At 47.5% G+C, this 24,964-nt stretch carries 18 protein-coding genes; 5 read left to right on the top strand and 13 right to left on the bottom strand.

Going from position 1 to position 24,964, the window contains the following annotated elements; all coding sequences use genetic code 11:
- The first annotated feature begins 184 nt into the window (after positions 1 to 184).
- Complete coding sequence (locus tag UF06_RS17315; protein ID WP_045571549.1) at positions 185 to 961, top strand: RelA/SpoT domain-containing protein; 777 nt, start codon at positions 185 to 187, stop codon at positions 959 to 961.
- 72 nt (positions 962 to 1,033) lie between these two features.
- On the opposite strand, the gene ihfA is transcribed toward UF06_RS17315, so the two are convergent.
- The 3 genes from ihfA to UF06_RS17300 all read right to left on the bottom strand — a co-directional run bounded on the left by ihfA (position 1,034) and on the right by UF06_RS17300 (position 3,112).
- Entirely contained in the window at positions 1,034 to 1,324 is a 291-nt protein-coding gene (gene ihfA / locus UF06_RS17310) for an integration host factor subunit alpha (protein WP_039444059.1), read from the bottom strand.
- A 413-nt stretch (positions 1,325 to 1,737) separates the two neighbouring features.
- Positions 1,738 to 2,379: an isochorismatase family protein gene (locus UF06_RS17305; RefSeq protein ID WP_045571548.1), complete on the bottom strand. Its 642-nt coding sequence runs from the start codon at positions 2,377 to 2,379 to the stop codon at positions 1,738 to 1,740.
- A gap of 19 nt (positions 2,380 to 2,398) precedes the next feature.
- Positions 2,399 to 3,112: an NUDIX hydrolase gene (locus UF06_RS17300; RefSeq protein WP_045571547.1), complete on the bottom strand. Its 714-nt coding sequence runs from the start codon at positions 3,110 to 3,112 to the stop codon at positions 2,399 to 2,401.
- 285 nt (positions 3,113 to 3,397) lie between these two features.
- Here UF06_RS17300 and pncB point away from each other — a divergent pair, with 285 nt between their 5' ends.
- Positions 3,398 to 4,711: a nicotinate phosphoribosyltransferase gene (gene pncB, locus UF06_RS17295; RefSeq protein ID WP_045571546.1), complete on the top strand. Its 1,314-nt coding sequence runs from the start codon at positions 3,398 to 3,400 to the stop codon at positions 4,709 to 4,711.
- A 36-nt stretch (positions 4,712 to 4,747) separates the two neighbouring features.
- Here pncB and UF06_RS17290 read toward each other — a convergent pair whose 3' ends face one another.
- The 8 genes from UF06_RS17290 to UF06_RS17255 all read right to left on the bottom strand — a co-directional run bounded on the left by UF06_RS17290 (position 4,748) and on the right by UF06_RS17255 (position 16,845).
- The gene (locus UF06_RS17290; protein WP_045571545.1) at positions 4,748 to 6,265 is read right to left on the bottom strand and encodes a cyclic diguanylate phosphodiesterase; all 1,518 of its coding nucleotides are present in this window, start codon (positions 6,263 to 6,265) and stop codon (positions 4,748 to 4,750) included.
- Positions 6,266 to 6,525: 260 nt separating this feature from the next.
- The gene (gene pheT / locus UF06_RS17285) at positions 6,526 to 8,913 is read right to left on the bottom strand and encodes a phenylalanine--tRNA ligase subunit beta (RefSeq protein WP_045571544.1); all 2,388 of its coding nucleotides are present in this window, start codon (positions 8,911 to 8,913) and stop codon (positions 6,526 to 6,528) included.
- Between the two features lie 18 nt (positions 8,914 to 8,931).
- On the bottom strand, positions 8,932 to 9,915 hold the full coding sequence (gene pheS / locus UF06_RS17280) for a phenylalanine--tRNA ligase subunit alpha (RefSeq protein WP_039426129.1): 984 nt from the start codon (positions 9,913 to 9,915) through the stop codon (positions 8,932 to 8,934).
- A 210-nt stretch (positions 9,916 to 10,125) separates the two neighbouring features.
- Positions 10,126 to 11,292, bottom strand: coding sequence for a GGDEF domain-containing protein (locus tag UF06_RS17275; protein WP_045571616.1), 1,167 nt, complete (start codon positions 11,290 to 11,292; stop codon positions 10,126 to 10,128).
- A 212-nt stretch (positions 11,293 to 11,504) separates the two neighbouring features.
- Positions 11,505 to 12,689, bottom strand: coding sequence for a hypothetical protein (locus tag UF06_RS17270; protein ID WP_045571543.1), 1,185 nt, complete (start codon positions 12,687 to 12,689; stop codon positions 11,505 to 11,507).
- A 12-nt stretch (positions 12,690 to 12,701) separates the two neighbouring features.
- Positions 12,702 to 13,487, bottom strand: coding sequence for an outer membrane lipoprotein-sorting protein (locus UF06_RS17265; RefSeq protein ID WP_045571542.1), 786 nt, complete (start codon positions 13,485 to 13,487; stop codon positions 12,702 to 12,704).
- Positions 13,488 to 13,500: 13 nt separating this feature from the next.
- Positions 13,501 to 15,870 (bottom strand): MMPL family transporter, encoded by a 2,370-nt coding sequence (locus UF06_RS17260; protein ID WP_045571541.1) that lies wholly within the window; start codon positions 15,868 to 15,870, stop codon positions 13,501 to 13,503.
- Positions 15,871 to 16,056: 186 nt separating this feature from the next.
- Complete coding sequence (locus UF06_RS17255) at positions 16,057 to 16,845, bottom strand: TetR/AcrR family transcriptional regulator (RefSeq protein ID WP_045571540.1); 789 nt, start codon at positions 16,843 to 16,845, stop codon at positions 16,057 to 16,059.
- A 583-nt stretch (positions 16,846 to 17,428) separates the two neighbouring features.
- Between UF06_RS17255 and UF06_RS17250 the strand changes: the two genes are divergently transcribed.
- Both UF06_RS17250 and UF06_RS17245 read left to right on the top strand, forming a co-directional pair.
- A complete protein-coding gene (locus UF06_RS17250) occupies positions 17,429 to 18,259 on the top strand; it encodes a hypothetical protein (protein ID WP_045571539.1) in 831 nt (276 codons plus the stop codon).
- A 13-nt stretch (positions 18,260 to 18,272) separates the two neighbouring features.
- Positions 18,273 to 22,166, top strand: coding sequence for a zinc-dependent metalloprotease (locus UF06_RS17245; RefSeq protein WP_226972701.1), 3,894 nt, complete (start codon positions 18,273 to 18,275; stop codon positions 22,164 to 22,166).
- A 107-nt stretch (positions 22,167 to 22,273) separates the two neighbouring features.
- Here UF06_RS17245 and UF06_RS17240 read toward each other — a convergent pair whose 3' ends face one another.
- Complete coding sequence (locus UF06_RS17240) at positions 22,274 to 23,083, bottom strand: helix-turn-helix transcriptional regulator (RefSeq protein ID WP_045571537.1); 810 nt, start codon at positions 23,081 to 23,083, stop codon at positions 22,274 to 22,276.
- 321 nt (positions 23,084 to 23,404) lie between these two features.
- Positions 23,405 to 23,989, bottom strand: a complete 585-nt coding sequence (locus UF06_RS17235; RefSeq protein WP_082069748.1) for a GNAT family N-acetyltransferase — start codon at positions 23,987 to 23,989, stop codon at positions 23,405 to 23,407.
- 106 nt (positions 23,990 to 24,095) lie between these two features.
- On the opposite strand from UF06_RS17235, the gene UF06_RS17230 reads away from it, so the two are divergent.
- Positions 24,096 to 24,926, top strand: a complete 831-nt coding sequence (locus UF06_RS17230; RefSeq protein ID WP_045571536.1) for an HDOD domain-containing protein — start codon at positions 24,096 to 24,098, stop codon at positions 24,924 to 24,926.
- Positions 24,927 to 24,964 lie beyond the last annotated feature (38 nt).

Here is a 24,964-nt window from a genome sequence, read left to right as displayed (position 1 = left end):
ACTAAACGGAAAAGACGACGTCGAAGACGGTAACCATAACAACGTGATGCGGAACACAGTTAAACAAGGTATTAACTCGCAGGTCTTGTTTTTTGTCATCACACCCCAATTAATTAGATAGCTTGATTTGTGTTTTAGCCTTTACCTGCATCGTTTACTAGGACAAACAAGTTAAGGAGAATGAATGAGCTTACTTCTTCGTACTACCGCACTGATGCTTTTGTTACTGAGCCGTGCTCCCGCATTTGCGGCTATTCCAAACGACCCCTCGAATCAAGAAGAGCCGCGGGCAAATAGCCAAGGTCAGGTCTCTTCCAAGCTTTTCCGCCACAGCCTGAGTGGTTTATACGGCATTCAATCGACTGATACGCAGCCCACTCAGCCCTACAGCGACTTCGACATTCTTTACAGTAAAGCGCACCAAGCCCAGCTTGAGTTGGAAACCATTGTCAAAAGCACGGCCCTGCTAACCGATACTCATCCCTATTTTGCAGGGGTAAAATCGGCGCAACGAGCTAAAGAGAAAGTCGCGTTAGAGTTGCACGGTGATGCGAGTCGAATCACTGACTTGGCTCGCGCAACGATTGTGGCCAATGACGTAGCTAGCCTAGTGAGTGTATACGAGGCTTTATCGCGAGAAACTCGCATTGTTAAAGTGAAAAACCGCTTCAAAACGCCAGCCGAGTCAGGCTACCGTGATTTGAACCTGTTGGTGCGTTTGCCCAAAACCAACCTAGTGGCTGAAGTGCAATTGCACTTAAAAGCGATTGCGGATGTAAAAAGTGGTCCAGAGCACGATCTGTATGAGCAGATCCAAACCATGGAACGTCAAGCTTGCGCAGCTCAGCGCGACTTAAATGAAATGGAGATGGCCGCAATCAAACAACTGAGGAATCAATCGAAGAACCTTTACCAAGAGGCTTGGCAACCGTATTTGACTACACATCTAGAAGCTGCGTAAAACACTAGATCAAATGGCCAGCTTGAAAAGACAAAGACCACGCATTGCGTGGTCTTTGTATTGGGAAATCGATCAAGGTTTTATATTCTCAACCCTGGCTTTCAATTTTTGCCCCGGACGGAACGTGACAACACGTCTGGCTGTGATTGGAATGTCTTCGCCTGTTTTCGGGTTACGGCCAGGTCTTTCATTCTTATCACGTAAGTCAAAATTACCAAAACCTGATAGTTTCACCTGCTCGCCGTTTTCCAGTGCTTTACGAATCTCTTCAAAAAACACCTCAACCGTTTCCTTGGCGTCCCGTTTACTGAATCCAAGTTTCTCAAACAGGTTCTCTGCCAAATCGGCTTTTGTGAGCGCCATAAAAACTTTCCTCAAAGCTATGTTAAACCTTGCTACACCGTAGGTAGCGCCAAACCAATTTGCCCTACCAATCAACAACATATCGGGCTTACATCGGAAAGTGTATGCCAAGCTTCTGATTTACGCCAACTTTTTATTTGATCTAAATCTCGCCGTGCTACGATAAATCCCACAGTTTTCGGTTGGTTTTTGAAGGATTGCAACAAAAAAACTAATAAAGCATTCACTCATAAAGATATTTTCACCAAAAAAATGAAATTTATCAGCAAATAAATCTATTTGATATTTTCGATATCAATGGATTATTTTTTGTTCATCAAGAGAAAACTTCTTACTTAATCAGTGGCTTGTGTTAGCAACCTAATGCACATCATCACACGAACTCCCAGTGATTTATGTCAAAATCACTGGCTTCACAGCAAGTCAATTTGCTCTGCATCTTGAACACAAATCATACCCAAGGCACACAACTGCTCAATCACCTCTGGTGCCGATTCAGCAAAGACGGCTTTAGTGGCTGCCAAGTTCAACACGACGCGAAAACCCGACGCGATAAGTTGCTCAATCGATTTTTTCACGCAGAAATCGAGCGCTAAACCGCCAACGATCACCGTGTCAATTTGATTGGCACGCAAAAACTCAATGCCACCCGTGGATAATTTTTCTGCCTGATCGTGATAAAACGCGCCATAAGGATGCGCATCAGGATCGATGCCTTTATTGATTTGAAAGTCGTATTCACGTACCGATGGGAGCCCTGGAAGCAACTCGACACCCGGCGTGCCAACCACACAATGCGGATTCCATTTGATGTCTACTTCCGGCAACCCCACCGGATCGAGCATATTGGCGGGGGTTTTTGCTTCCCACGATGCGCCCGGAGGGTGCATATCACGCGAGACTAGCTTCAGCTTGGTTTTTTGATGGTTGCGTGTCAGTTCATCAACGATTTCTAGCGCACCAGTGACGGGCAGCTCCAACGGACACAACTCGCTAAACCCCTTCTGCGGGTCCACATCTAGTGCGGCTGTCGTTTCTCTGTTAATACGAATCATGGTAATTATCCTCGTTGGTCTAACGTAAACAAGTCTGAAAATAAGTGACGTGTTTATCAGCCAAACTATAAACTTGAGCAGGTTTGCCACCTTTGCCTTTATTACTGGCGGCTATCTTGTTGGCACTTTCAATGACCCCAGTATCGATAAGACGCCGTTTAATGGTCATGCGATTGACTTCCACACCAAACTGGGCATATGCGGAAATGATGTCAGAGACGAGAAACTCTTTTTCCAAAGCAAACAGCAACACCGAGGTGTATTCAATCGCCGCTCTGAGTTTTGTCCATGCCAGTTTGATTAAATCGGCATGGTCAAAGGCCAGCGCCACTTCACCGTTTAAAATACGCTCAAGCGCAAACCAACCCAGCTGTTTGTCGCACAACCCGCAATTATCTATCTGTTCCACATTGGTTTTATTGAGTAGCGCGTAATGAGCGATCGTCACACTCCACCCTTCTGGATCTCGTTTCGGGTTTCCGTCCACCATCGGCTCACTGATGTAATGGGGATAAGTGTGAATTTTCTGTCGGCAGATGCGCCTTCTCGCTGAATCAAAATCCGCATCCGCAGCCTGTCCTCCCTGAGCGCTCAGATCGTGTTCAAAAACAAATCCACCCGGAATCGACCACATGCCAAATTGAGGCCGTTCAGGATTGTTGCGCTTAATCAGCAACACGTCTAATCCGTTTTCGCCCAATTTCAGACAAATCATATCAATGGTGACTATCATTCGACGTCTCTCAAAGCATTGTTCTGCCAATACCTTACTGATGGTGTTGTTTGAGGTCAATATGAAAGTAACGATTTGTTATTAACTGCGAGCACACTCAATTCACGCCTAACCTAAGAGAGCGGTCATGCTTATTGAGTATTGCTTGCTTAGTGTCGTACAAGCCTTGTCAATAAGGCAAATCGTAGTTAATAACAAAGTTTGACAAACCAAGATGAGTTAATTAGAGTTCAGCCATACTTACAAACAAGATGTTCTTAACCTAGTTTGGGTGGAGAGGATTTCATGAGCACAACACTTTTTCTATCGCCTATCATTCAGAGCGCTCTCGATCTCGATGTGTATAAAATCAACATGATGCAAGCGGCGTATCGCTTCTACCCAGACACGCAGGTACGTTATGAACTGATCGTGCGCTCCGATGATGATCTCTCTGATTTGATTGAAGAAGTTCGCCAAGAAATTGAAAAGCTGGCACTGCTCACCTTTACAGCCGAACAAATCGCATACTTAAAAAATCAAGCGTCTTACTTAACAGGCGAGTTTCTCGAATACCTGCGCCATTTCCGCTTTGTGCCGCAACAACAAGTTCTGCTTGAGACAGTGCCCAGCCAGAGTGGTCAATCCCAACTGCGCGTTGCTATCCAAGGGATATGGCACGAAACCATCTTGTACGAAACCTTGGTGATGAGCATTATCTCCGAAGTGAGAAACCGTCGCCGCTGGCATAACATCCCCTACTCGCAGTTTGAGCAAGTGCTCTCTGATAAAATCAGCCAGTTAAAAAATGAACTGCAACAGCGCCACATCGACAATTTCCGTTTTTCTGAAATGGGCACGCGTCGACGTTTCAGTGCCAAGGTGCAACGGGATACGTTGGACTACTTACGCACTCATGTTCCTGAGCTGCTTACTGGCACAAGCAATTACCATTTAGCCCAAGAATTTGCACTCACCCCTATTGGCACAGTGGCGCATGAGTGGTTTATGGCACATCAAGCGCTCGTCAATGTACAAGACTCACAACGCGTGGCATTAGATAGATGGCTCGCAGCATTTTCAGGCCATTTGGGGATTGCGCTTACTGACACCATCGGCATCGATGCGTTTTTGCAGGATTTCAACGCACAAAGAGCCAATGCTTATGTCGGCGTTAGGCACGACTCTGGCTGCCCATTCACTTGGGGCGACAAAATCATCAGCCACTATCAATCGCTTGGTATTGACCCGTTGAGCAAAACGTTGATTTTTACTGACGGCCTGGATTTTTCCCGCGCGCTGGATATCTGCGAGTACTTTGCTGGCCGTGCGCAAATCAGCTTCGGCATTGGCACATTCCTCGCCAATGACATGGGCGATTGGCAAAATGCGCAAGGCGAACGCTATCAACCGCTTTCCATGGTGGTCAAAATGGCTGAGTGTAACCGCTCGCCCGTCGCCAAAATCAGCGACGAACCAGAAAAGGCGATGTGTGAAGACATCTTCTTCCTGCTCAACCTCAAGCAGCGCTTTGGCCTCCCACTTGAGATGGATGACGTGATCGCCACCCTGACCAGTTTACAAAAGACGCAGAGCATTTCATTTCAGCATGTCGCGTAGTAGTACTCATATCGCTCCACAGAGACGCCGACACGACTAAAGCTGCTGTAAGAACTCAGACAAAGGCACTGGCTTAGCGAATAGAAATCCTTGCAGATAGTGCACATCGTGATGTCGCAAATACTCAACTTGCTCCTCACATTCAACGCCTTCGGCAATAAGATTGAGAGACAGACGCTTGGCAAGTTCAATCGTGCTTTCAACTAGGTGTTCAGCGACCGGGTCTGCGCCTATGTTTTTGATAAATATCTGATCAATTTTTAAGTAATCTAAGTCGATTTTTTGCAGGTTGATCAAACTCGAGTGCCCTGTACCAAAATCGTCGATGGCAATTTTACAGCCCAGTTGCTTGACTTTGCGGAACAAAACATCTGTGGCATCAGAAAACTCAAGCACCTCTCGCTCGGTTAATTCAAGTACCAATATGGCTCTATCGCAATCAACGAGATTATAGAACGCCTGACATTCAGTAAAAAGATCGTCATTCTTACAATGCTGGGGAGAAATATTGATCCCAACATGAAATTCGTTCGGCAAAACATCTCTATATGCTCGTAACTGTCGCGCCGTTTCTTTAAACAATAACTGTGTCATCGGAATGATAAGTCCAGATTCCTCCGCTTGAGGAATAAAAAGATCCGGCCTGACGAGCCCCTGAATCGGATGCTGCCAGCGCATCAAGATCTCAATACCCGTTATTTCTTTGGTTTCAGCATTTACGATAGGCTGAGCATAAGGAATAAATTCATTCTGTCGAATAGCACGTTGCAGCTCTGCATCTAATGTTTTGGGACGGTTTGCAAGCCACCAATAGCACAGAGAAAACGAGCCCTGCATAAACAGAATCAAGAGGATATAAAATTTTCGCTCGTGCCAAAAAGCATTCCAAGTGGATGGATAAGAGAAACCGGATTGAATGGCAAATGGAAACTGACTGGACTGAGTATGTTGAAAAATAATCAGTCCTTCTGTGGGGTCTTGCCGTGTCATTCGGCCCTGCTCATCCAGCCAAGCATCACCGATTTTTAAGAACATAGAGAGTGCTTCAGCAGAAGATTGATTTAACGCGTGGCGAATATGCAGGCCATCAATACCACTCAACGACACTTTATTATCCTGGGTTGTGCGCACGACAACCAGTGGATGCTGTGATTCCACTTTACTCCCTTTCATTAATAGCAGCTCTCCAGAGACATACGCTTGCGGCGTGTCGATAAATGAACGCTCTCCCCACAGCGAAGTGCAATATATTTTATTATGATGCGCTAAGTTTGTGGTTCTAACAAAAGGTGTCGTGGCAACTATTTTCCGCAGTTCAACAATAACGTCATCACAACTTTCTCCATTGCTAACAATAGATAATGTTTTTTGATTCGCTTCTTTTCCGTAGTTAAGAATAGATTCGATTTCTAACGCTATTTTCTGTGTATACTCTTGTGATTTCTCTTTGTGCAAACTAACAAAATAAAAATGGGAAACCTGTAAAATAAGAAAACAAGGTAGAACGGTAAGAAAGAGAAACTGAATCGGCTTTATTTGGCCTTTATTAATCATTATTTTCTTCATTATTATTTTAACCATCTCAAATAATTCATGTCTCTAATTTATTGCGGCAGACTCTACCGTATTCAGAATCTTGAAGTGTTAAGTATAAGTTATAATTTAAAAAAATAACGATAAATCTACTCAAAAATGTAGACGACATTATAAGCGGCAAACTGGATTGGTAAGGTGTTCTGTCGATAAAAAAACGGCCCATGTGGGCCGTTTGTCAAAGCTAAGTTCTGCTTGCTAGCAACTTATTGGTTTTGCGCTTAATCGCGCAGTGACGCACCGAATTTTTCAGCAACGTGCGCGACGATAGCATCAACCGCGCCTGCGATATCCGCATCTTCCAACGTGCGTTCGTTTGACTGCAGTGTCAGGGCGATAGCGAGGCTCTTCTTGCCTTCTTCCACGCCTTTACCGACATAAACGTCAAACAGTTTTGCCGCTTTCAGGAACTCGCCGCCCACTTCTAGACACGCGTTAACGATGTCACCAGATGCAACCGCTTCATCGACAACAACCGCGATATCACGACGGTTTGCTGGGTACTTAGACAATGCCACCGCTTCAGGGATCACTTTGCGATTGATGGCAGACCATTCGATCTCAAACACAATCGTGCGACCATTTAGACCGAACTTGCGCTCTAGTTCTGGGTGAACCGTACCAATCACACCGATTTCTTTACCATCAACGACGATAGCCGCTGATTGACCTGGGTGAAGTGCGGGATGTTTTACTGCCACGAAGCTGTATGCTTTGTCGTTTGCAGACAGCTCAAGAATCGCTTCCACATCGCCTTTCAGGTCAAAGAAATCCACCGTATTGGTGTCGATGTTCCAATGCTCTTCGCTGCGAGTACCGGCAATCACGCCCGCCAGCATCGGCTCTTGGCGCATACCGTTTTCCGCTGATTCACATGGAATGAAACGCAAGCCATATTCGAACAGACGAACGCGTGGCTGTTGGCGTTTTTGGTTGTGAACCACCGTATTTAGCAAGCCTTGAATCAGGCCAAGGCGCATCGCTGACATTTCTGCAGAAATTGGGTTTGGCAGAATGAGAGCCTCGACACCCGGAACAACCAGTTTTTGTTGCTCTGGTTCAACGAAGCTGTAAGTGATCGCTTCGTGGTAACCACGATCAACCAGCAAATCACGCACGCGTTTTAGTGGCAGTTTGGCTTCTTGATGATCGTGCATCTTCAGCGCAGCTGTTGGGTTTTGGTTTGGAATGTTGTCGTAACCGTAGATACGGCCCACTTCTTCCACCAAATCTTGCTCGATTGCAATATCGAAACGCCATGTTGGCGCTACCGCAACCCAGCCTTCAGCCGTGGTTTCGACTGCCATACCAAGACGCTCTAAGATTTCAACCACATCGCTGTCGGCAATGTGATGGCCCAGAAGGTTATCCAGTTTTGTACGGCGCAGTGCCACTTTGTTTGGCTTAGGCAAATCAGCTTGTGATTCTACCGCCACAACAGGGGCTACTTCACCACCACAGATCTCCACCAGCAGCGCGGTCGCACGCTCCATTGCGCTCACTTGCAGTGCGTAATCGACACCGCGTTCAAAGCGCATTGAAGAATCGGTGTGCAAGCCATAGCTGCGCGCGCGGCCACGAATGTGGTCTGGTGCAAAGAAGGCACACTCAAGCAATACATCTTTGGTTTCTGCGTTAACACCAGAGTGCTCACCACCAAAGATTCCCGCAATCGCCAGCGCTTTGTTGTGGTCTGCCACAACAAGAGTATCTGCATTGAGTTCTGCTTCGCTGCCGTCTAGTAGAGTCAGCTTCTCGCCCTGCTCTGCCATGCGCACCACAATGCCGCCTTCGATCTTCGCCAGATCAAACGCATGCATCGGTTGGCCTTGCTCAAGCAAGATGTAGTTAGTGATATCCACCACAGGGTCAATAGAGCGAATGCCACAACGACGCAGTTTTTCTTGCATCCACAGTGGCGTTTGCGCTTGAACGTTAACGTTCTTCACCACACGACCAAGGTAGCGTGGACACGCCGCCGGTGCTTTTACTTCGATAGAGACTTTATCTTCAATCGAAACCGCCACCGCTTCTACAGAAGGCTCGGTGACATCAGCACGGTTAAGTACGCCCACTTCACGCGCCATACCACGGATGCTGAAACAGTCGGCACGGTTAGACGTTAGATCCACGTCCACCGTCACATCGTTCAGAGCGAGGAAATCACGAAAATCCATACCCACTGGCGCATCTTGTGCCAGTTCCATGATGCCGTTTGATTCCACATCGATACCTAGCTCGGTAAACGAGCAAAGCATGCCGTGTGAAGGTTGACCACGCAGTTTGGCTTTTTTGATTTTGAAATCGCCAGGCAAAGTGGCACCGACGGTTGCCACGGCCACTTTCAACCCTTGGCGACAGTTGGCCGCGCCACAGACGATATCGAGAAGCTCTGCTTCGCCCACATCAACTTTGGTCACGCGTAGTTTGTCGGCATCTGGATGCTGACCACATTCTACAACGTGGCCAACTTTAACCCCGTTAAACTCGCCAGCCACAGGCAGAACATCGTCGACCTCTAGGCCAGCCATGGTAATTTGATGAGTAAGTTCGTCAGTGGTAATCGCAGGATTTACCCACTCACGAAGCCATGATTCGCTGAATTTCATTGTGCTTAAACCTCTGGATTACTTGAACTGTTTCAGGAAACGAAGATCGTTTTCGAAGAAGGCGCGCAGATCGTTCACGCCGTAGCGCAACATGGTCAGGCGCTCAACACCCATGCCGAATGCGAAACCAGAGTATTTTTCAGGATCGATGCCTACGCTGCGAAGTACGTTCGGATGAACCATGCCGCAACCCAGCACTTCTAACCATTTACCGTTTTTGCCCATCACATCAACTTCTGCTGATGGTTCAGTGAATGGGAAGTAAGAGGGACGGAAACGCACTTCCACTTCTTCTTCAAAGAAGTTACATAGGAAATCGTGCAAAATGCCTTTCAACTGCGCGAAGTTGACGTTTTCGTCAACCAGCATACCTTCCACTTGGTGGAACATTGGCGTGTGCGTTTGGTCGTAATCGTTACGGTAAACACGGCCCGGCGCAATGAAACGGAACGGCGGTTTGCCATTTTCCATGGTACGGATCTGCACACCAGAGGTGTGTGTACGCAACATCAGATCTGGGTTAAAGAAGAAGGTATCATGATCAGTACGCGCTGGGTGGTCTGCGGCAATGTTCAGTGCATCAAAGTTGTGGAATGCATCTTCAATTTCAGGACCAGACTCAACGTTAAAGCCAAGCTCACCAAAAAACTGTTCAATACGCTCAACGGTACGCGTCACTGGGTGCAAACCGCCGTTTTCGATACGACGACCCGGTAGCGTCACGTCGATCGTTTCCGACGCCAGTTTCGCCTCAAGCTCTGCTCGTTGAAGTGCATCTTTACGCACCGCTAAAGCGTGTTGAACAGCCTCTTTCGCTTTGTTGATCTCTTGACCCGCTTCACGACGCTCTTCCGGTGGCAATTTACCTAGGCTTTGCAGTTGAGCAGTTAGCTCGCCTTTTTTGCCCAGATACTGAACTCGCACTTCATCAAGTGCGACAAGCGACTGCGCGGCATCGATCGCAGCATTCGCGTTAGCAATGATCTCTTCTAGATGTTGCATCGTTTCCTCATCTACCTTTTGGTAGTGTCCATAAGGGAGTAATTGGTACTTTTTTGATAGTCGTACATAGTAGCTAAAGCCGCCACTAATGCCAAATTGAATTATTAAAAGAAGAGGTTATTGAATAAAAAGGCGTCAAAGCAGCACAATTCAGGCTTTATCAAACAAATTTGACGCCTGAATTGCGACAGGAAGATGAAACAGATGCGGTTATTGGACTTGATATTGGCAGGGAGGCATCCCCCTCGCGTTTTTCTCGGAAAAGTGCTCGCCCTGAGTGGTCATGACTCGGTTTTTGCCTTGGGATTTGGCGAGGTACACCGCGTCATCGGCCGCTTTGATCAGATCGGTGTAGGTTTGCATCTCTTTGGTACGCTGCGCCACGCCGACACTGATACTGCCGCGCCATGGCTCCATACCCGTTGGGATCAGTAAATTAGTCACCTGTTTGCGCACCAGTTCTGCAATATGCAGGCCGCCTTGCAAATCGGTATTGGGGCAGATAACCAGAAACTCATCGCCCCCCAAACGACACACAATATCGTCACTGCGGAAGCTGTGTTTTAAGCTGTGCGCTAGCTCTTTTAACACCGCATCGCCCGCGTCATGTCCGCAACTGTCGTTTACCTGTTTAAAGTAGTCGGCATCCACCATGATGCACACCATCATGTCGCTTTCGGTGTGATTCTCTTCCCACAGCTCTTTTAAGGTGCGAATGGCAAAACGCCGATTCGGTAATTTGGTCAGTGAGTCGGTAAACGAAAGCACTTCAAGTTGCTTGTTGGCTTCCACCAACTGACGGGTACGCTCTTCGACTTTTTGTTCAAGCGATTGATTGAGCATCAGCAGCTCACGGTTGCGTTCAGACACTTGCATAAAGAGCGCACTGAGGGCGTCTATCAACGGTTTGGTCGACGCATCGGCTTTGCGCTCTTCCTGCTCAAAAGCCGCTTGGGGAGAAAGACCCGATTCTATTGCGCGCACTTGCCTTGCCATATTTTGATCGATGCCAAGAATATGGTACGCCAGCCAGTGAATGAGGAAGTTGAGGAGTTGTTCGGCCGATTCACGATTTTGATCGCTAATGAAGCTTTGCATCGTCATGACATCGCTCATAAAAGCGCGATGGATCTGAATGTGGTGTTCTAGATGCTGATGGTAAATACCCGCCTTACGCATCAAGTTTTCTTCTTCTTTGAAGTGAAACTCCGCATAACGCGATAGCTCAAACAGCGCCATCTGGATTCCTTGCAGCGAGATGTTATTTTCCGATAGAAGCTCACCATATTTATTGATAAATCCCACCAGAAATTGATGCTGCTCGTCCACCTCATCAAGGCCCGTTTCGAAGTTTTTATCCCACTTGAATGAATTCAACATGCCATCCTTACTGCAGCTCCGCGATCACAGAACGTCGCCTATCGGTGCTCAAACTATAAGAGAATTTTATCCTCTTTAGCCAATAAGGGCTTTAGGCAAATGTTGAAAAAAAGAGGTAGATCGGATTTGAGCCACTATCTGTGCTCAGTTACTTATAATCCACCTCAATTATTCAGCGCAAAACTTGCACCACTAGCGAAAACAGATAACTAAAAATAATAGTCCATCGCCAGTTCAACAAAATCATCCCGACGCGCGAAGTAGAGTTGATCGCTTGGCGTGTCGTTGGCAAACAACCAAGCGTCCAAGCGCCATTTCCATTGATTGTTGATGCGCCGGCTCGCTTCCAGTTTGGCGTTGTACACATCGTGATTGTCGAGATCTTGCGTGACGCCCGCGAGCACTTCCGTTCCCTGCTCATCGTTAAACGCTAGGCGCATGCCAGCAAACAGATCGTTTTGACCAAGACTCTGCGCCTTGCTACCACGGCTGTCGTAAAGATATTCGGCAATCCACCCGACATCCATCTGGCTGTCAAACGCGCCAACCCAAGTGTATTCAAAACCCGTCACTACGGCGGTGTGGTTGTCTAGGCTGTCGCGATAAATGCTTTCTAGCTTCCACAGCCAATCTCCGACAATGCCTTGAACATCCAGCCCAACTTGGCTCATCTGCGCGTAGTAAGGATGAAGTTTCCCTTGCTGAAACTGGAAATAGGGGTCGCGGTTGGTGCCATGAAAGTAACTCAGCCCAAGATCCCAATCGCCAAGCATGCGAGTGTAACGTAGCGCATAGTCAAGATGGTGCTCTTTTCGGGACGATTCATAGCGAGCGTCTCCATCGACGACAGGATCGCTTCTCAGCCTCCCATCTTCGCCTGAAAAGGTGCGCTCGCGAAAATAGGGCAGCAGCATCGCATCAAGCGTGCCCCACTCTTTAACACTGGTTAAATGCAGCATCGGCTGGCCTAGCTTGTCTTCACCATCGACCGATTCCACCGCATCGGTTTGATTGACCACATCCACCAGATGCGCCGATTCCGTCACGCCCCAAAACACTTTGCCAATCCCTAGTCTGAGTTCGTAGTCACCCCAGTAGTTGAGGTACAGCGCTTCGCGAATATCGCCGTGGCTGCGCTCTTCATCCTCGCTGTCTAAGCGGTAAAAAGGCGTGAAGGTAAAACGACCATTCCCTTCTGCTTGTTGCCAGTCAAATTCGGGCTGCAACACCAACGCGCTCTGCCCTAAATTTTGCCCTTGCAAGCCCGATTGAAAAAACTGCCGATGCTCCACGCTAACCTGTCCAGCCAGCTCAACGCCAAAACAAGGTAAGGCGATCACCGTCGCAAGTCCGGAGGCCAAAATCTGGCCTCCATTGATTGTCCAACGCGTCATGTCACTCCCTCTTTATTTAATCCGTTTGAGTACATTCTGCTCAAAGTCGTCCGCACTCAGGCCAGTACGAAAGGCCAAATCGGTGGTCAAGAGTTCGGTGCTTTTGCCTGTTTGATGGTTGATCATGGTCATCTGGTGCGCACGCCAATACTGGTTGAGGTATTGCTTGTAATCATCAAAGGTGAGTGTTTTGAGCAGTGCATCTTTGCGGTCATAAAACTCCACTTTGAGCGGACGGTAGAACTGTTGATCCAGCCAAATAACCTGTTTGGTATAACCTGAGTTCTCATCGGTCGGAACTTGTTCCAGCACAAAACTCGGCTGACCATTAATCACTTCGTCTCGTAGGTAGTTAAAGCGGTACTTTTCCAGCTCAAATGAACTCAAATCTTCATAGGCAAACTCGCTGCCCATAAATGGCCCCGATTTATTACGCGATGAGATGCGCTTCACGCGTTTTAGTGCCGGCAGATAGAGCCACTGGTCGTCAGCTTCGCTGGTGTGCGAATGGTTGAGAAATGCCGTGCCTTTGACATCGCGCGGCTCGTCGAAAATCGTCAGCCCTTTGTCGCCGTCGCCATCTACTTCCAAAGATTGCAAACGCATCAGTCTTGAACTGCTTTCACCTTGCGCATTTTTCAGCAACATTTCCATGGTAGCGACCGAGTCTTGCCAGCCGAGGTCGCGGCTTTTGCGCTCTGTGGCAATCTCCAATCCTTTGTTCGCCAGCGCCAATGAAGAGAAAATCAGGCTGGATGCGAGAATAAAAGCGGTGGTGATCTTAGTTGTGGGTTTCATAGCAATCTCCTTATTAGGCTTGGGTTTGTGATAATTCTGCCGTGACGCCGTTTTGCTCAGGCGCCTCAACCGGATACTCGGCTTTGTCAAACAGCATTAGCAAAGTTGGCAGCAGGACGAAATCGATGACTAGAGCGAGGAAAATCACCAAGGCACTGAGCTGGCCCATATCCGCGTTTAAGCGGAAGCTGGACATCGCCAGTACCGAGAATCCGGCCACCAGCACAACGGTGGTTATCCACAGAGCGCGCCCAACGGTATGGAAGGCGTAGCGCACCGCTTGCTCAGCGTTTTGACCTTGCTTACGCGCCCGTTGATATTTGGCTAAGAAATGGACCGCATCATCCACCACGATCCCGAGCGTCAGCGTCACGACCACCGACAAACCCAGATTGATTTCACCAGAAAGCAGCGCCCAGAGACCAAAGCCGATAATGGCTGGCGCGATGTTGGGGACGAGGCTGATCACGCCCAGTTTCCAAGAGCGCAGAGCAAATATCATCAAGGCAGAAATCAGCACCAGTGTGATCGGCAGCGTTGAGAGCATACTTGCCATGTTGGTTTCACCAATGTGGGCAAACATCAAAGACGGGCTCGATGCAACCACTTGGTATTGCGGCGCATGTTCAGCAAACCAAGCGTAAATACGCTGCTCCAGATCAACCAGCTCGACACTACCGAGATTGGCGGTGGTCAGCACCAGCTTCAGCGAGGACTTATCCACGTTGATTTGGTTGTTGAGATCCAAGCCGTATGGGAGAGACATCTCATACAGCAGCAGATATTGCGCGGCCAACTCTCTGTCTTGCGGCAAGCGGTAGTAGGCATCATCGTCGTTGTGCATGTTTTTGTTGAGGCGTTTATAGACATCAGCCAACGAGGCCACATGGTCGGTTTCTGGCTGAGCTCGCAGCCACGCGGTGAAATCGCCCAGCGCAGTCAGAAATTGCGGATCAGCAATCCCCTGCGCTTGATTGGTTTTGATCGCGATGCTGATGTTGGTCATGCCACTGATGCGCGCCTCCATAAAATCAGCCGCTTGGCGAAATTCACTGCGCTCACCAAAATACTTCACCGATTCATCATTGACTTTATTGAATGGGATCAGAGCGCCGCCAAGGGCAATCACCGCAACCGACAGAGGTAAAAGTATGCGGCGTTTGGCGACGACAAAATCACCCAGCTTGTCCATAAAATCAGAGCTGTCACTTTGCGCTTTTGCCGTGATGTGGATAGGCAGCCGTGTCAGCAGTGCTGGCAACAAGGTGACTGACAACAGACAAGCCAGCATCACCCCGAGTGCAGAGAGATTGCCGAAATCACGCAGCACGGGAGAATCCGACATGTTCATCATCAGAAAGCCAATCGCGGTGGTGACAGAAGTAATGACAATCGGCACAAAATTGATGGCGATACTGCGTTCAACCGCTTGCGCTCGTGACATCCCAGACAGCATGAATTGGCGCATGGTGGCAATCACATGGACACAGTCGGCAACCGCCAATGTCATCACCAAAGTAGGCACGTTCACCGTGGCAGTATGTAAGAACATTCCCGCCCAACCCGACAACCCCATAGTGGCGAGAATCGCCCCAATAATCACCGCGAGCGTGGCCAGAACGCTCAAGAAGGTGCGTAACATCAAGGTAAGAAACAGCAAAATCACCAACAACATTGCCGGAACGAGCGTGGCACTGTCTTCTTGCGCTGCAACCATGAAGGCATCGTTTAAAGCAATAATGCCTGCTTTGTAAAAACTGACTTGCGGATATTGCACCTGATAGCTGGCAACTAAGTCATTGACCGCGTTAATCACTTGCTGTACTTCGGCGGTTTTGTCAATTTCTGGCAACTGCACCGTGACGTTAATAACCGCCACATCACCACGCTGCGATACCAGTGAGTTCACCACCGCCGGTTCACTTAATGCGATGGCTTTGACTTTGGCAATCCGCTCCGCCGTGAATGCGTAGTCGCGATACAGCAGATCCTCCACGATGAGATCGTCATCTAGCGCCTCGGTATACTGATAATTCGCCAGCGAATCGACGCGGCTAGAAAAAGGAACTTGCCACGCCGCTTCGGTAAGCTTTTGCAGCAGGGTTAGGTTTTCTGCATCAAAAATATTGCCATTTTGCGGTGCAATCACCAGCGCGATGCTATCACTCTTGGCAAAGGTGGTTTGGATTTCATCATACGCCTGCAACTGCGCATTCGAACCATCAAAGAAAATATCGTAATCGCCACGAAAGTAGAGATTACGGGCTCCAAGGGTGGCAATCACAATCAAAGCGATTGAGATCAGTAGCGTCCAAAAACTCCACTTGGTTGGGATGGATGACCAAGAAAAAGGCGCATTGTGGGAAGAAGTCGGGTATTTCATCACACTCTCCGTTTGTGACGTTTCGTCAAATACAAGTCTTTAAAAACCAGCAAATGCTGGAGTTAATGACTTATGTGTTAGTTATTACACGGAAACTCACTCACCTCCGTGCAATCTCGTGTCATTTTTTGACGATTCGTCAACTAGCGTGATGAAAAAACCAATCCTCAGATTGGTTTTCAGCCACTAACGTCCGACAGATTCTAAGTAAGCCAACTCTTCAGCGAATAGCTCCTGCTCCACCCTTCTCCAGGTTTTGCGGTAGTCCCATTCGCTAGAAAGTGGTTTCCAACCCAGTCCATCTAGCAACATGTTCGCATTGTGCAGCACGGTAAACGGATCTTGCAACCGATTGATACAACGGCTGTTTGATGCATTCTGCGTTAACGCATTAGAACCAAACGCAATCGACCAGTTAGCAAACACAATCGCATCCGAACCAATCGCGGGAGAGAACTTTAAGTCCCCGATGGCCACCGCATGGCCAACGAGCGCGTCCGCGCCATCGATCACCCGCTCTTCCAACTCATTGAGCTCACTGACTCGGCTTGGAGACGCTTTCTCCAGTACCCATGGCGTTTTCGCCATGATCGCGCAGGTAGATAAGACGGGCTCCAACCGTGCGTAAATTCGGTAACCCACATGCATCGCAATCATTTTTTCCCGCGTAGTCCCTTCAAAAGCGACCGTGCGGTTAAAAAACATCGCTTCATTCTTTAAAGAATGGATGCATAAAGCCAGGACTACGTCCTCTTTACTGCAAAAATGGTTGTAGATTGTCCCTTTCGAATACGAGCTTGCCGCCGTCAGCTTGTCCATCGTCAGGTTGGCAAAACCCTCCTTCTGCACAATGCTTTTCGCTAGCAGGATCAATTCAACTTCTCTATCGGCGATCGCTTGTTGCTTTTTCGTCTTCATTGCCGAAAAGGCACACTCTTTGCGTTCATCGCTTTTTTTACAGCCAAAGTTAAACATCTTTCACTCACCCGTATCGATTTACTCCCGCCGCGATTGTAGCATGATTCTCTACTAAAGAAATGACGCACAATGATGACGAACCGTCATAAATGACACTTCGTCATAATAGCGCATTAATCACTCAAATCAAGCCTTTCATCAAAGATTCATTTTCTTAATCAATATGATATGAGTAGAGTGTGATGAGTAGCCAGTTTTAGAACTCATCAATATAGAACTTCGTTCTGTTATACCCAAACGTTCTGATGGAAATCCATACAGATCGAACCACTGAGCGAGACGCTTGTTTACAGCCCAAAAATCAGCGTATTTTTGTTTAGAAAGAGATTAACGCTTCATAATTGTAGATTTAAAAACGATTATATTGACTCCAAAAATATAAAAGACCATTCTGTTAAATTATAAATTCCGCACAACACAATCCAATTATTGAGCAAAAAGTCATCAGACCCACCTGATTGTACCAGTCGCATTAAATACTGATACTTTACATGAATAGGTTCTCTTGTTGACTTAGTTCCTTTAGTATTCGTCAATTGCAAAAAACACAACATTAATCACAAATTACAAGGAAAGTTTCGTGAAACAGTGTCATTACGCACTGTGTGCGCTCTTTGCGACTTGTTTGCCGTTAACAGCACATGCAGAAAGTCCCACCGACGAACAAGCCAGCGTGGAAAACGACCAGCCCTGGAGTTTCTCTGCGTCGAGCTCTTACAGCCGAAACGCCTATCGTGATACCAGCTACCTTGCCTCACGGTCGATAGATGCCAGTGTAACCCTTGGCTATCAATTCGACGATAACTGGTCACTGAGTGCCGATATTGCTGGCATTCACCAATTTGATGGTGAAAAAGGCCAATACTGGCAAAACGCGTGGATCAAGGCCAAATACGCCGATCTATACCAACCTACAGAGAATCTAAGCTTCTCCGCAGGCATGCGCGTCTTGATTCCCCTGTCCGAGACAGCGCAAAAAAGCGATCTTTCTACCGCGATCCGCGCCGATCTCACTCTCTCTTACGACATGGCGTTTTTGCTCGAAGGCCTAAATCTGACCGATTCGGTGCGTATTCGAAAGAACTTCCACCGCTACACCACCGTAGGGACAACACAACTGGAAGAGTATCGCCTCAGCAACTCTTTTGGTTTGACGTATGAATTTGGCGATTGGTGGCTTTCTACCACCATCGACAGCTCGACGTCTTGGACCTATCGCGGCAATGAATATTCTCCTGAGTTCAGTCACTCAGAAGAACTTGGTTACAACGTAACTGAAAACATCTCACTGGCTGTTGGTTTAACCAACAGCGCACGGTATTTCGATGCCGACCGAGGACCAAACCCAATCGACACCTTATTCGACTTGGACAAGCCAACTTACTACCTATCAATCACTTATAACTACTAATCTGGTGCACAACATGTATAGAAAGTTATTACTCGCCACTATGGTGTCTGTGGCATTGTATGGCTGTGGCGCAGAGGAACGCGCATATGAATACGAACCGAGAGCGGCTGAGCAGATCAGCAAAAGCTCTTTAGACACAGAATCACTTTGGCTCTACATGCCATCAACGGGTGCCGCGCCGCGCTATGCGGCCACACAACGTGGCTTCTTCCAAGGCACGCCAAAACTGGTCACCTTACGTTTTGACCAGAAGAACGGCATCATCGCCGAAGAAGTGGATCGCGATACCCTAGTCGAAGGTAAACCGAGCCGTTATGACAGCAGCATCAACCTTGCTCCGGTGTTGAAAATCCCCGGTGAATTTCAGCAGTATCGCTGTGCCGAAGATCAGTTTGATGAATGTACTAACAAAGAAGAGCTCAACACCGATGCGAGCTTAAAATGGGAAGAGACCACCCATTTCACGCCAGATTACACTGGCATTAAGTCGCTGGCCGTCGATACAGTCGATGCTTGGTGGACCGCAGACAACGTCACTGAGTCGGCCGATCCGCGCTTGGTCCATTGGGAGTACGATGCCGATGCTGGCGTGATTAACGTCGAAGTCGAACGGACTTTCACCGCCGATGCCGACGATATGTACCAGTTTGGTTCTAAACTAGAAGATCTCTCCTTCAAAACACGCTTTTTCTACTCTTTGGTCAAGCTCGACAAGTTAGCCAGCAAAGATTATGAAGTCGTGCACTACCCCGGTCGTGACTCTCAGCGCTATGGCTTCTTTAACCAAGAAAAAACGCCGCTTTCAACCAATGGTGAAGCGGACTTAGAAGGTGAAAAATACCGCCTGATCAATCGTTTTAACCCGAAAAAAGCGTCGATCGATTACTACTTAAGTGACAGCTACTTCACGCCAGAGGGACGTGAGTTCCTAGAAACCACTATTAAAACTATCGACCATGTCAACGAAGTGCTTGCTGGAACGGGTGTGCCGACAATTAACATTGTCAATAAAGAGACACCAGCAGGTAAGCACCCTGGTGACTTGCGCATCAACATGTTTAACCTCATCACCGATCCGGTCGACAATGGTTTGCTCGGTTATGGCCCTTCAGCCACCAACCCGCTTACTGGCGAAATTGTTCATGCGCACGTCAATCAGTACGCTGGCGTTATCCGCGCCTCCGCTCGTGAAATGTGGCGTCGCCTGACGGTGCACTACAACCGTCAAGAGATTGCACGCCCGACTGAAAACGATCTCGATAATAACCAAACCACGACGAACGACGACAATACTGCCGCTTCTGAACCAGAGATAATGACCTTTGGTGGCGAGCGCGTTTCTAACTTGGTCATGGCGAAAAACATCACCAATATCAGAGCGTCACTTCCTATGGTCGCGGCCAGCGAACCCCGTTTCGATAATGGGGCGGTCTCTTGGCTTCGCCCAGATATGCAGCAGGAACACAGCTTTAACAAGCAGGCCCTAAGCTATGCGAAGCAGTTTCAAGCGTACGCTGAGCAGAACATGTATTCTGATCAGTTCCTTTGGGTGAGCACTCAATCGAAAGGGTTAATTAAGGGCATTGATTATATCCGCGGCGGTTACTTTGATAACACGCATTTGGATCCTTCACAACCAGATTACGCCGACAAGGTCAATACTAAGCTCAAAGCGTGGGAAGATCTCAACGCAGATCAGCAAGCGCAAGTGACTAAACAGATTTCGCAGCACATTTATACCTCGACCTTAGTCCACGAGCTTGGCCACAATCTCGGTTTGCGCCATAACTTTATGGGCTCAATGGACAAGAATAACTTCTACAGCGAGCAAGAAATCACCGCACTTGGCTATGATAAGGTCCCCGCTTACAGTTCGATCATGGATTACGGCGCTTCGATTTTTGACGAACTGCCAACCTATGGTAAGTACGACATCGCTGCCCTGCGTTTCGGATATAATCGCCAAGCCGAAGTGAATACCGTTGATGCTCAAGGTGAGCCGACTGTCGCATACGCCAGCTTAGACGCCATTGACGCTAAAGTGCGTCAGAACTACCGTGATTACCCACTCGGTACTTTGGAAGTACTCAAAGAGCAGTTGGCAAAACAAGACAATAGCCAACCGACTCAAAGCGTTAAAAACTACTACTACTGTACTGATGAAAACACCAGCAGCACGACCACCTGTAACCGCTTTGATGAAGGCACCAATATCCTTGAGTTGACCAAGTTCCGCATTCAGCGTTACTGGGACAGTTACGACTACCTCAACAAACGTAATGGCCGAGATAGCTTTTATGAGAGTAGATTGTTCGGCTACACGGTGGCTCGCCTTAACCAGTTCAATGAGATCCGTGAAGTGGTTGAGGATCTTGGTGAAATCGACTACTACTTTGCCCAGCTAAAAGGCGAAGAAGAAGAGAGTTACGGGCAAAACGTAGCGAATTTCTACACCGACAACTGTCAAAATGCGTCAACTCGCAGTCGACTGCCACAAGGTGCACAAATGATTTGTGACACCTTTGATGCAGCCTTATTAGCGGCAGATTTCTTTGTTGAAGTGATGGCACAGCCCGATCATGTTTGCGAAATTGAGGTCACCACTGGCAGCGCTCAGCCGTTACAGCTATTTTCCTCATTAAATGATTTGTGGGCGCAATACGGTCCAGACATGAGCTATAAAACCACGCTACCAGAATCTTGTTTCGACAAGGACTTGGTCGCTAAATTGGCAAGTGGTTCTCAACCGATCAAGGTATTATCAGAGACCCGTGATGGCCGTCCATATTCGGATATGAGAGCCAACAACCCCAACCAGATTTACTCATCGGCAATCGATTTGATGGGGATCTGGCCAGACAAATTGCTAGCAGCACAGACACTGGTGCAAAGGAATGATTGGCGTAGTTCGCGTGACAAATCCAATATGGCGCTGATGGATGTTTCTGACGTTCGCAGTGGCACCAAAGGAACACCAGTAAAAATGAAAGAGTACCTGGGCTACATAGGTTACGGCGCGACCAGCTTCCGCGGCCCGGTATTTGTTGACGAGAATGGTGAGAGTGTCCAAACCAAGACACGTTACCTACCAGATTTACGTAGCTCTATTGAAGTGCTTCCGTATTACGATGTACTTAAGGGTTATTTCCAGTTGTCACCAACCACAGTGACACCATTGTTTAATGCATTGCTGACCAACTTGGTGGCGTTCGGACAGGCAGATGAGTACGGATTAGCCGACAGCGCTCAACACCTGATTGATGACATTTCAATCAGAAAACCAAGTATGTCTGTTGACCTAAATGGTGGTTATGAATTTAGCTGGAAAACACGTAACTACATGGTGACGCGTCGTAACGGTTTAGCTAAAAACATGGCCCTTAAAGCGATGTTAATCGACGGACGTGACGAGCAACGTGAGCTTCTGGAGAGTTCACCTTACACCGTAAAACAAAACTTGCGTTTCACTCAGTTAGGCATTCGTACGCAAAAAGACGCCACTTTGTACCTGCTGCGTGATACCGATGCAGTGAACCTCCTGAAATCAGCCGTCTATTTTGAGTCGCTGTTTAGAGGTACCCCTTTCACTCCGGCTAAATTCGCCTACGACAGTAGCCAAAAATGCTACTACCCAGCGAAGAAAAGTGCCGCTGAAGGCTGCCATAACAAGGATGACCTGCTGCTTGCTTGGCAAAGCATTAATGAGAATAAAGATAGCGATCCGGAGTACTTGGAGGCTCTACTTAACTTCTCAGCAACTAAGGCAACGGAAATCGCAGCACAGATCGCAGACAAACCTGAGCATGCCAAGTTCTACGCCGTTCCGGCAGAAAGCATCTGGCTATGGAGCACAGGCGAGTACCGTCGTTACCGCCGCGCCATTGAGCAGTTGCCTTTGATGGACTAAATCACTGGCCGGTAAGCCCGATGCCGGCCTGATTATCCCCGCACAAGCAAAGCGCCGTCATGTCAGCATGACGGCGCTTTTTTTGCTCTTACACATGAAATATCAAATCACAGTGCCAAACTTGGCTTTTGCCCAGCTTTATCAATCGCCTCTTTGATTTGATTGAGGAAATCATTAGGTAGCTTGCCGATACCGTCGGAGAACATCAAAGGCTCGTGTGGGCTGGCAATTAACAACACGTTTTTAAAGTCAGACACTTCAAAATTACCATCCGCCATGTTCTCACTGTGATATTTCAGCACCTCTTTCGCTAAGGTTTTACCAATCGCGGTAAGCTGAGCATCCGTCAGGTTCATACGCGAAAAGCCTATCCGTACACAGTCTTTGTAAGCGGTTGTCTGCTCTTTCAGCGTTTCGGTGTACTTCTTATTCAGCTTCGAATTATCGGCAAAACGGTAATACATCGGCCCGACCAAGCTGAACTTGTTGTCTTCGGTGAGTTTAATCAAACCCAACATTTCCAGAGCGCGCAAGTAGGAATAAGTGGTTGAGTCATCTAACTGATACTTATCTTTCATCCAGCAAAAACCGTCTTTGTCGCGCAGATGACGGATTTCTCTATAAAAATCATAAAGCTCTGGATGGTTAAAAAACACTTCATCCTGAGTATGGTTGAAGTAGTTTTCATCATTTGTCTGTAACTGCACTGCAATTTTCTGCAGCTCATCAAGGGTAGAATCAATCTCTCGGCAGTATTCAATCAACTTATCAAGCGTAATGTTCGAGCTATAAAGATGGCGTTTGAATGTAGAAAGAGGAATTCCTAATCTGTCAGACAACTCTCGATACGTTAGCCCTTTGCTTTTAATGATCTGCCTTAATGCGGCTAACAGATACTCGGGAGTAGTTCCTCGCATATCTTCTTTCCTTTTTATTTTACAACCGGACTATATTTGTAGCGTGAAAAAAATCTTTCGCAACCGTTACCGTGATTTTTTAATAAATAATTTGATATAGATACACTTTTTCCATTTATGCATTCAATATCACAAAAACGACAATACTCTGTTTAATAAATGTGAGGCAGTCAATTATTCACGTTAGCTAACTTTAACAATTTATTAATAATCAAAAGATTAGCAGAATAACAGAGATAGTGCTTTACCAAGATAAAAAAGTAATCAGGCAAAGAGAGGAATAGCATCGATTTGAAAGAATAATTTTCCGTCATAGCCACATTAAACCGCATTTTTCAATTTACGCAGGTTCAATTGATAGCGAAAACAATCCACATAATGGCCATGCAATCGCACATAGTTTGGCACTAAAGCAACTTGAGAAAAACCGCACTTCTCCAGCACTCGTTGCGATGTTAAATTATCTATCGCCGCAACGGCAATAAGACGTCGAAATCCAATGTCTCTAACGGTATCAATCCCCTCTTTTATCATTTCACTCGCCAACCCTTTACCACACGCATGTTCGGCGAATCGGTAGCCCAGCGCCGCTTGTCCTTGGTTAAACTTCACATCGTGGAAATTAATCCGCCCGAGGATCTCACCTTGGCTATCAACCACCACCATCGGCAGCAGGCGCTTCTCCTCATACTCTTCTAAGCAAAACTCGATATGTTCTAGAATGCCGTCAGAGGAGAGCATAGAAGCCTCCCTTGGGGCGATAAATCGTTCAAACCACTGACGATTCTCTAGCTCAAACGCGAGCAGAGCGTTACTGTCTTTCTCACTAAGCAATCTGAGTGTAACTGTCACTGCGACACCTTCTTTATTTTGACCAAGCTCGATAAGCCCATATTTGCTACTCATCAGGCTATTTTCTGCCAAGCGTACTTTGCCACGATGCTATCGGCTTTTGTCATAATCTCAAAGTGTGACCTATATTAAAATTGCCCACACCACGAGGAGAAAAATCATGAGTCAGGCTGCGTTAATTACAAGACTAAACGAACTACCACGCATTCAAAGTCTGCTGCAAGAGCTACTGGAAATGGTCAATCGTGACGAAGTCGATTTTGTTCAACTCACGAAGAAAATTTCCATGGATCAAGTGCTCAGTGCCCGCTTATTGCGAATGGCCAACTCCGCCCATTTTGGCGGAAGTAAAAATGTCGCTACCATCAACGATGCGCTCATCCGCGTTGGCACCGAAGCGGTAAGAACTTTAGTCGTTGCTTCTGTGCTTTCCAGCGCCTTTCCTAAAATCACGACGCTGGATATGGAAAAATACTGGACTGACACTTTTGAAGTCTCGGTGATTTCCGCCAAATTGGCGGGAGAAGCGGGCATGGATGTCAATGAAACCTTTACCACTGGCGTTTTACACAACATCGGTGAGCTCATGATCCATACTCTCGCTCCGAGCGAAGCACTGTTGATCAATCAACGTGTCGCCGACGGCGAAGATCCAATAGCGGTACAGGAAGAATTGTTGAACGTCTCTTCTCCCACTTTGGGTGCAAAGCTGGCACGTAGCTGGAACTTTCCCGAAGAAATGGCGGATGCAATAGAGCATTTCCCAGAACCACGCGAAGCGGACGTCTCCCCAAAACTCGCCAGCATTTTGCACTTTGCGCGTGCTATCAACAACCGTTGGGATGAAATGACAGAACCCAGTGAAAAAGCCCTTTTCCTCGCCAACCACCCCGACTCTAGGCTGCTCTGCATTTCCGCCGCCTTTGTTGATAAGCTTGATAAAATTCGCGGCAACGGCCGAGAGTTGGCCCAGCAGATGGTGGCCGCTTAAACAAAGTAAGAAACAAGGTCGCAATATCATCGACGGCA

This window comes from Vibrio sp. S234-5 (assembly GCF_000960595.1).
Classification (GTDB): Bacteria; Pseudomonadota; Gammaproteobacteria; order Enterobacterales; family Vibrionaceae; genus Vibrio.
The sequence above is the reverse complement of the archived record's forward strand: the minus strand, read 5'-3'. Positions and strand labels throughout refer to the sequence as shown.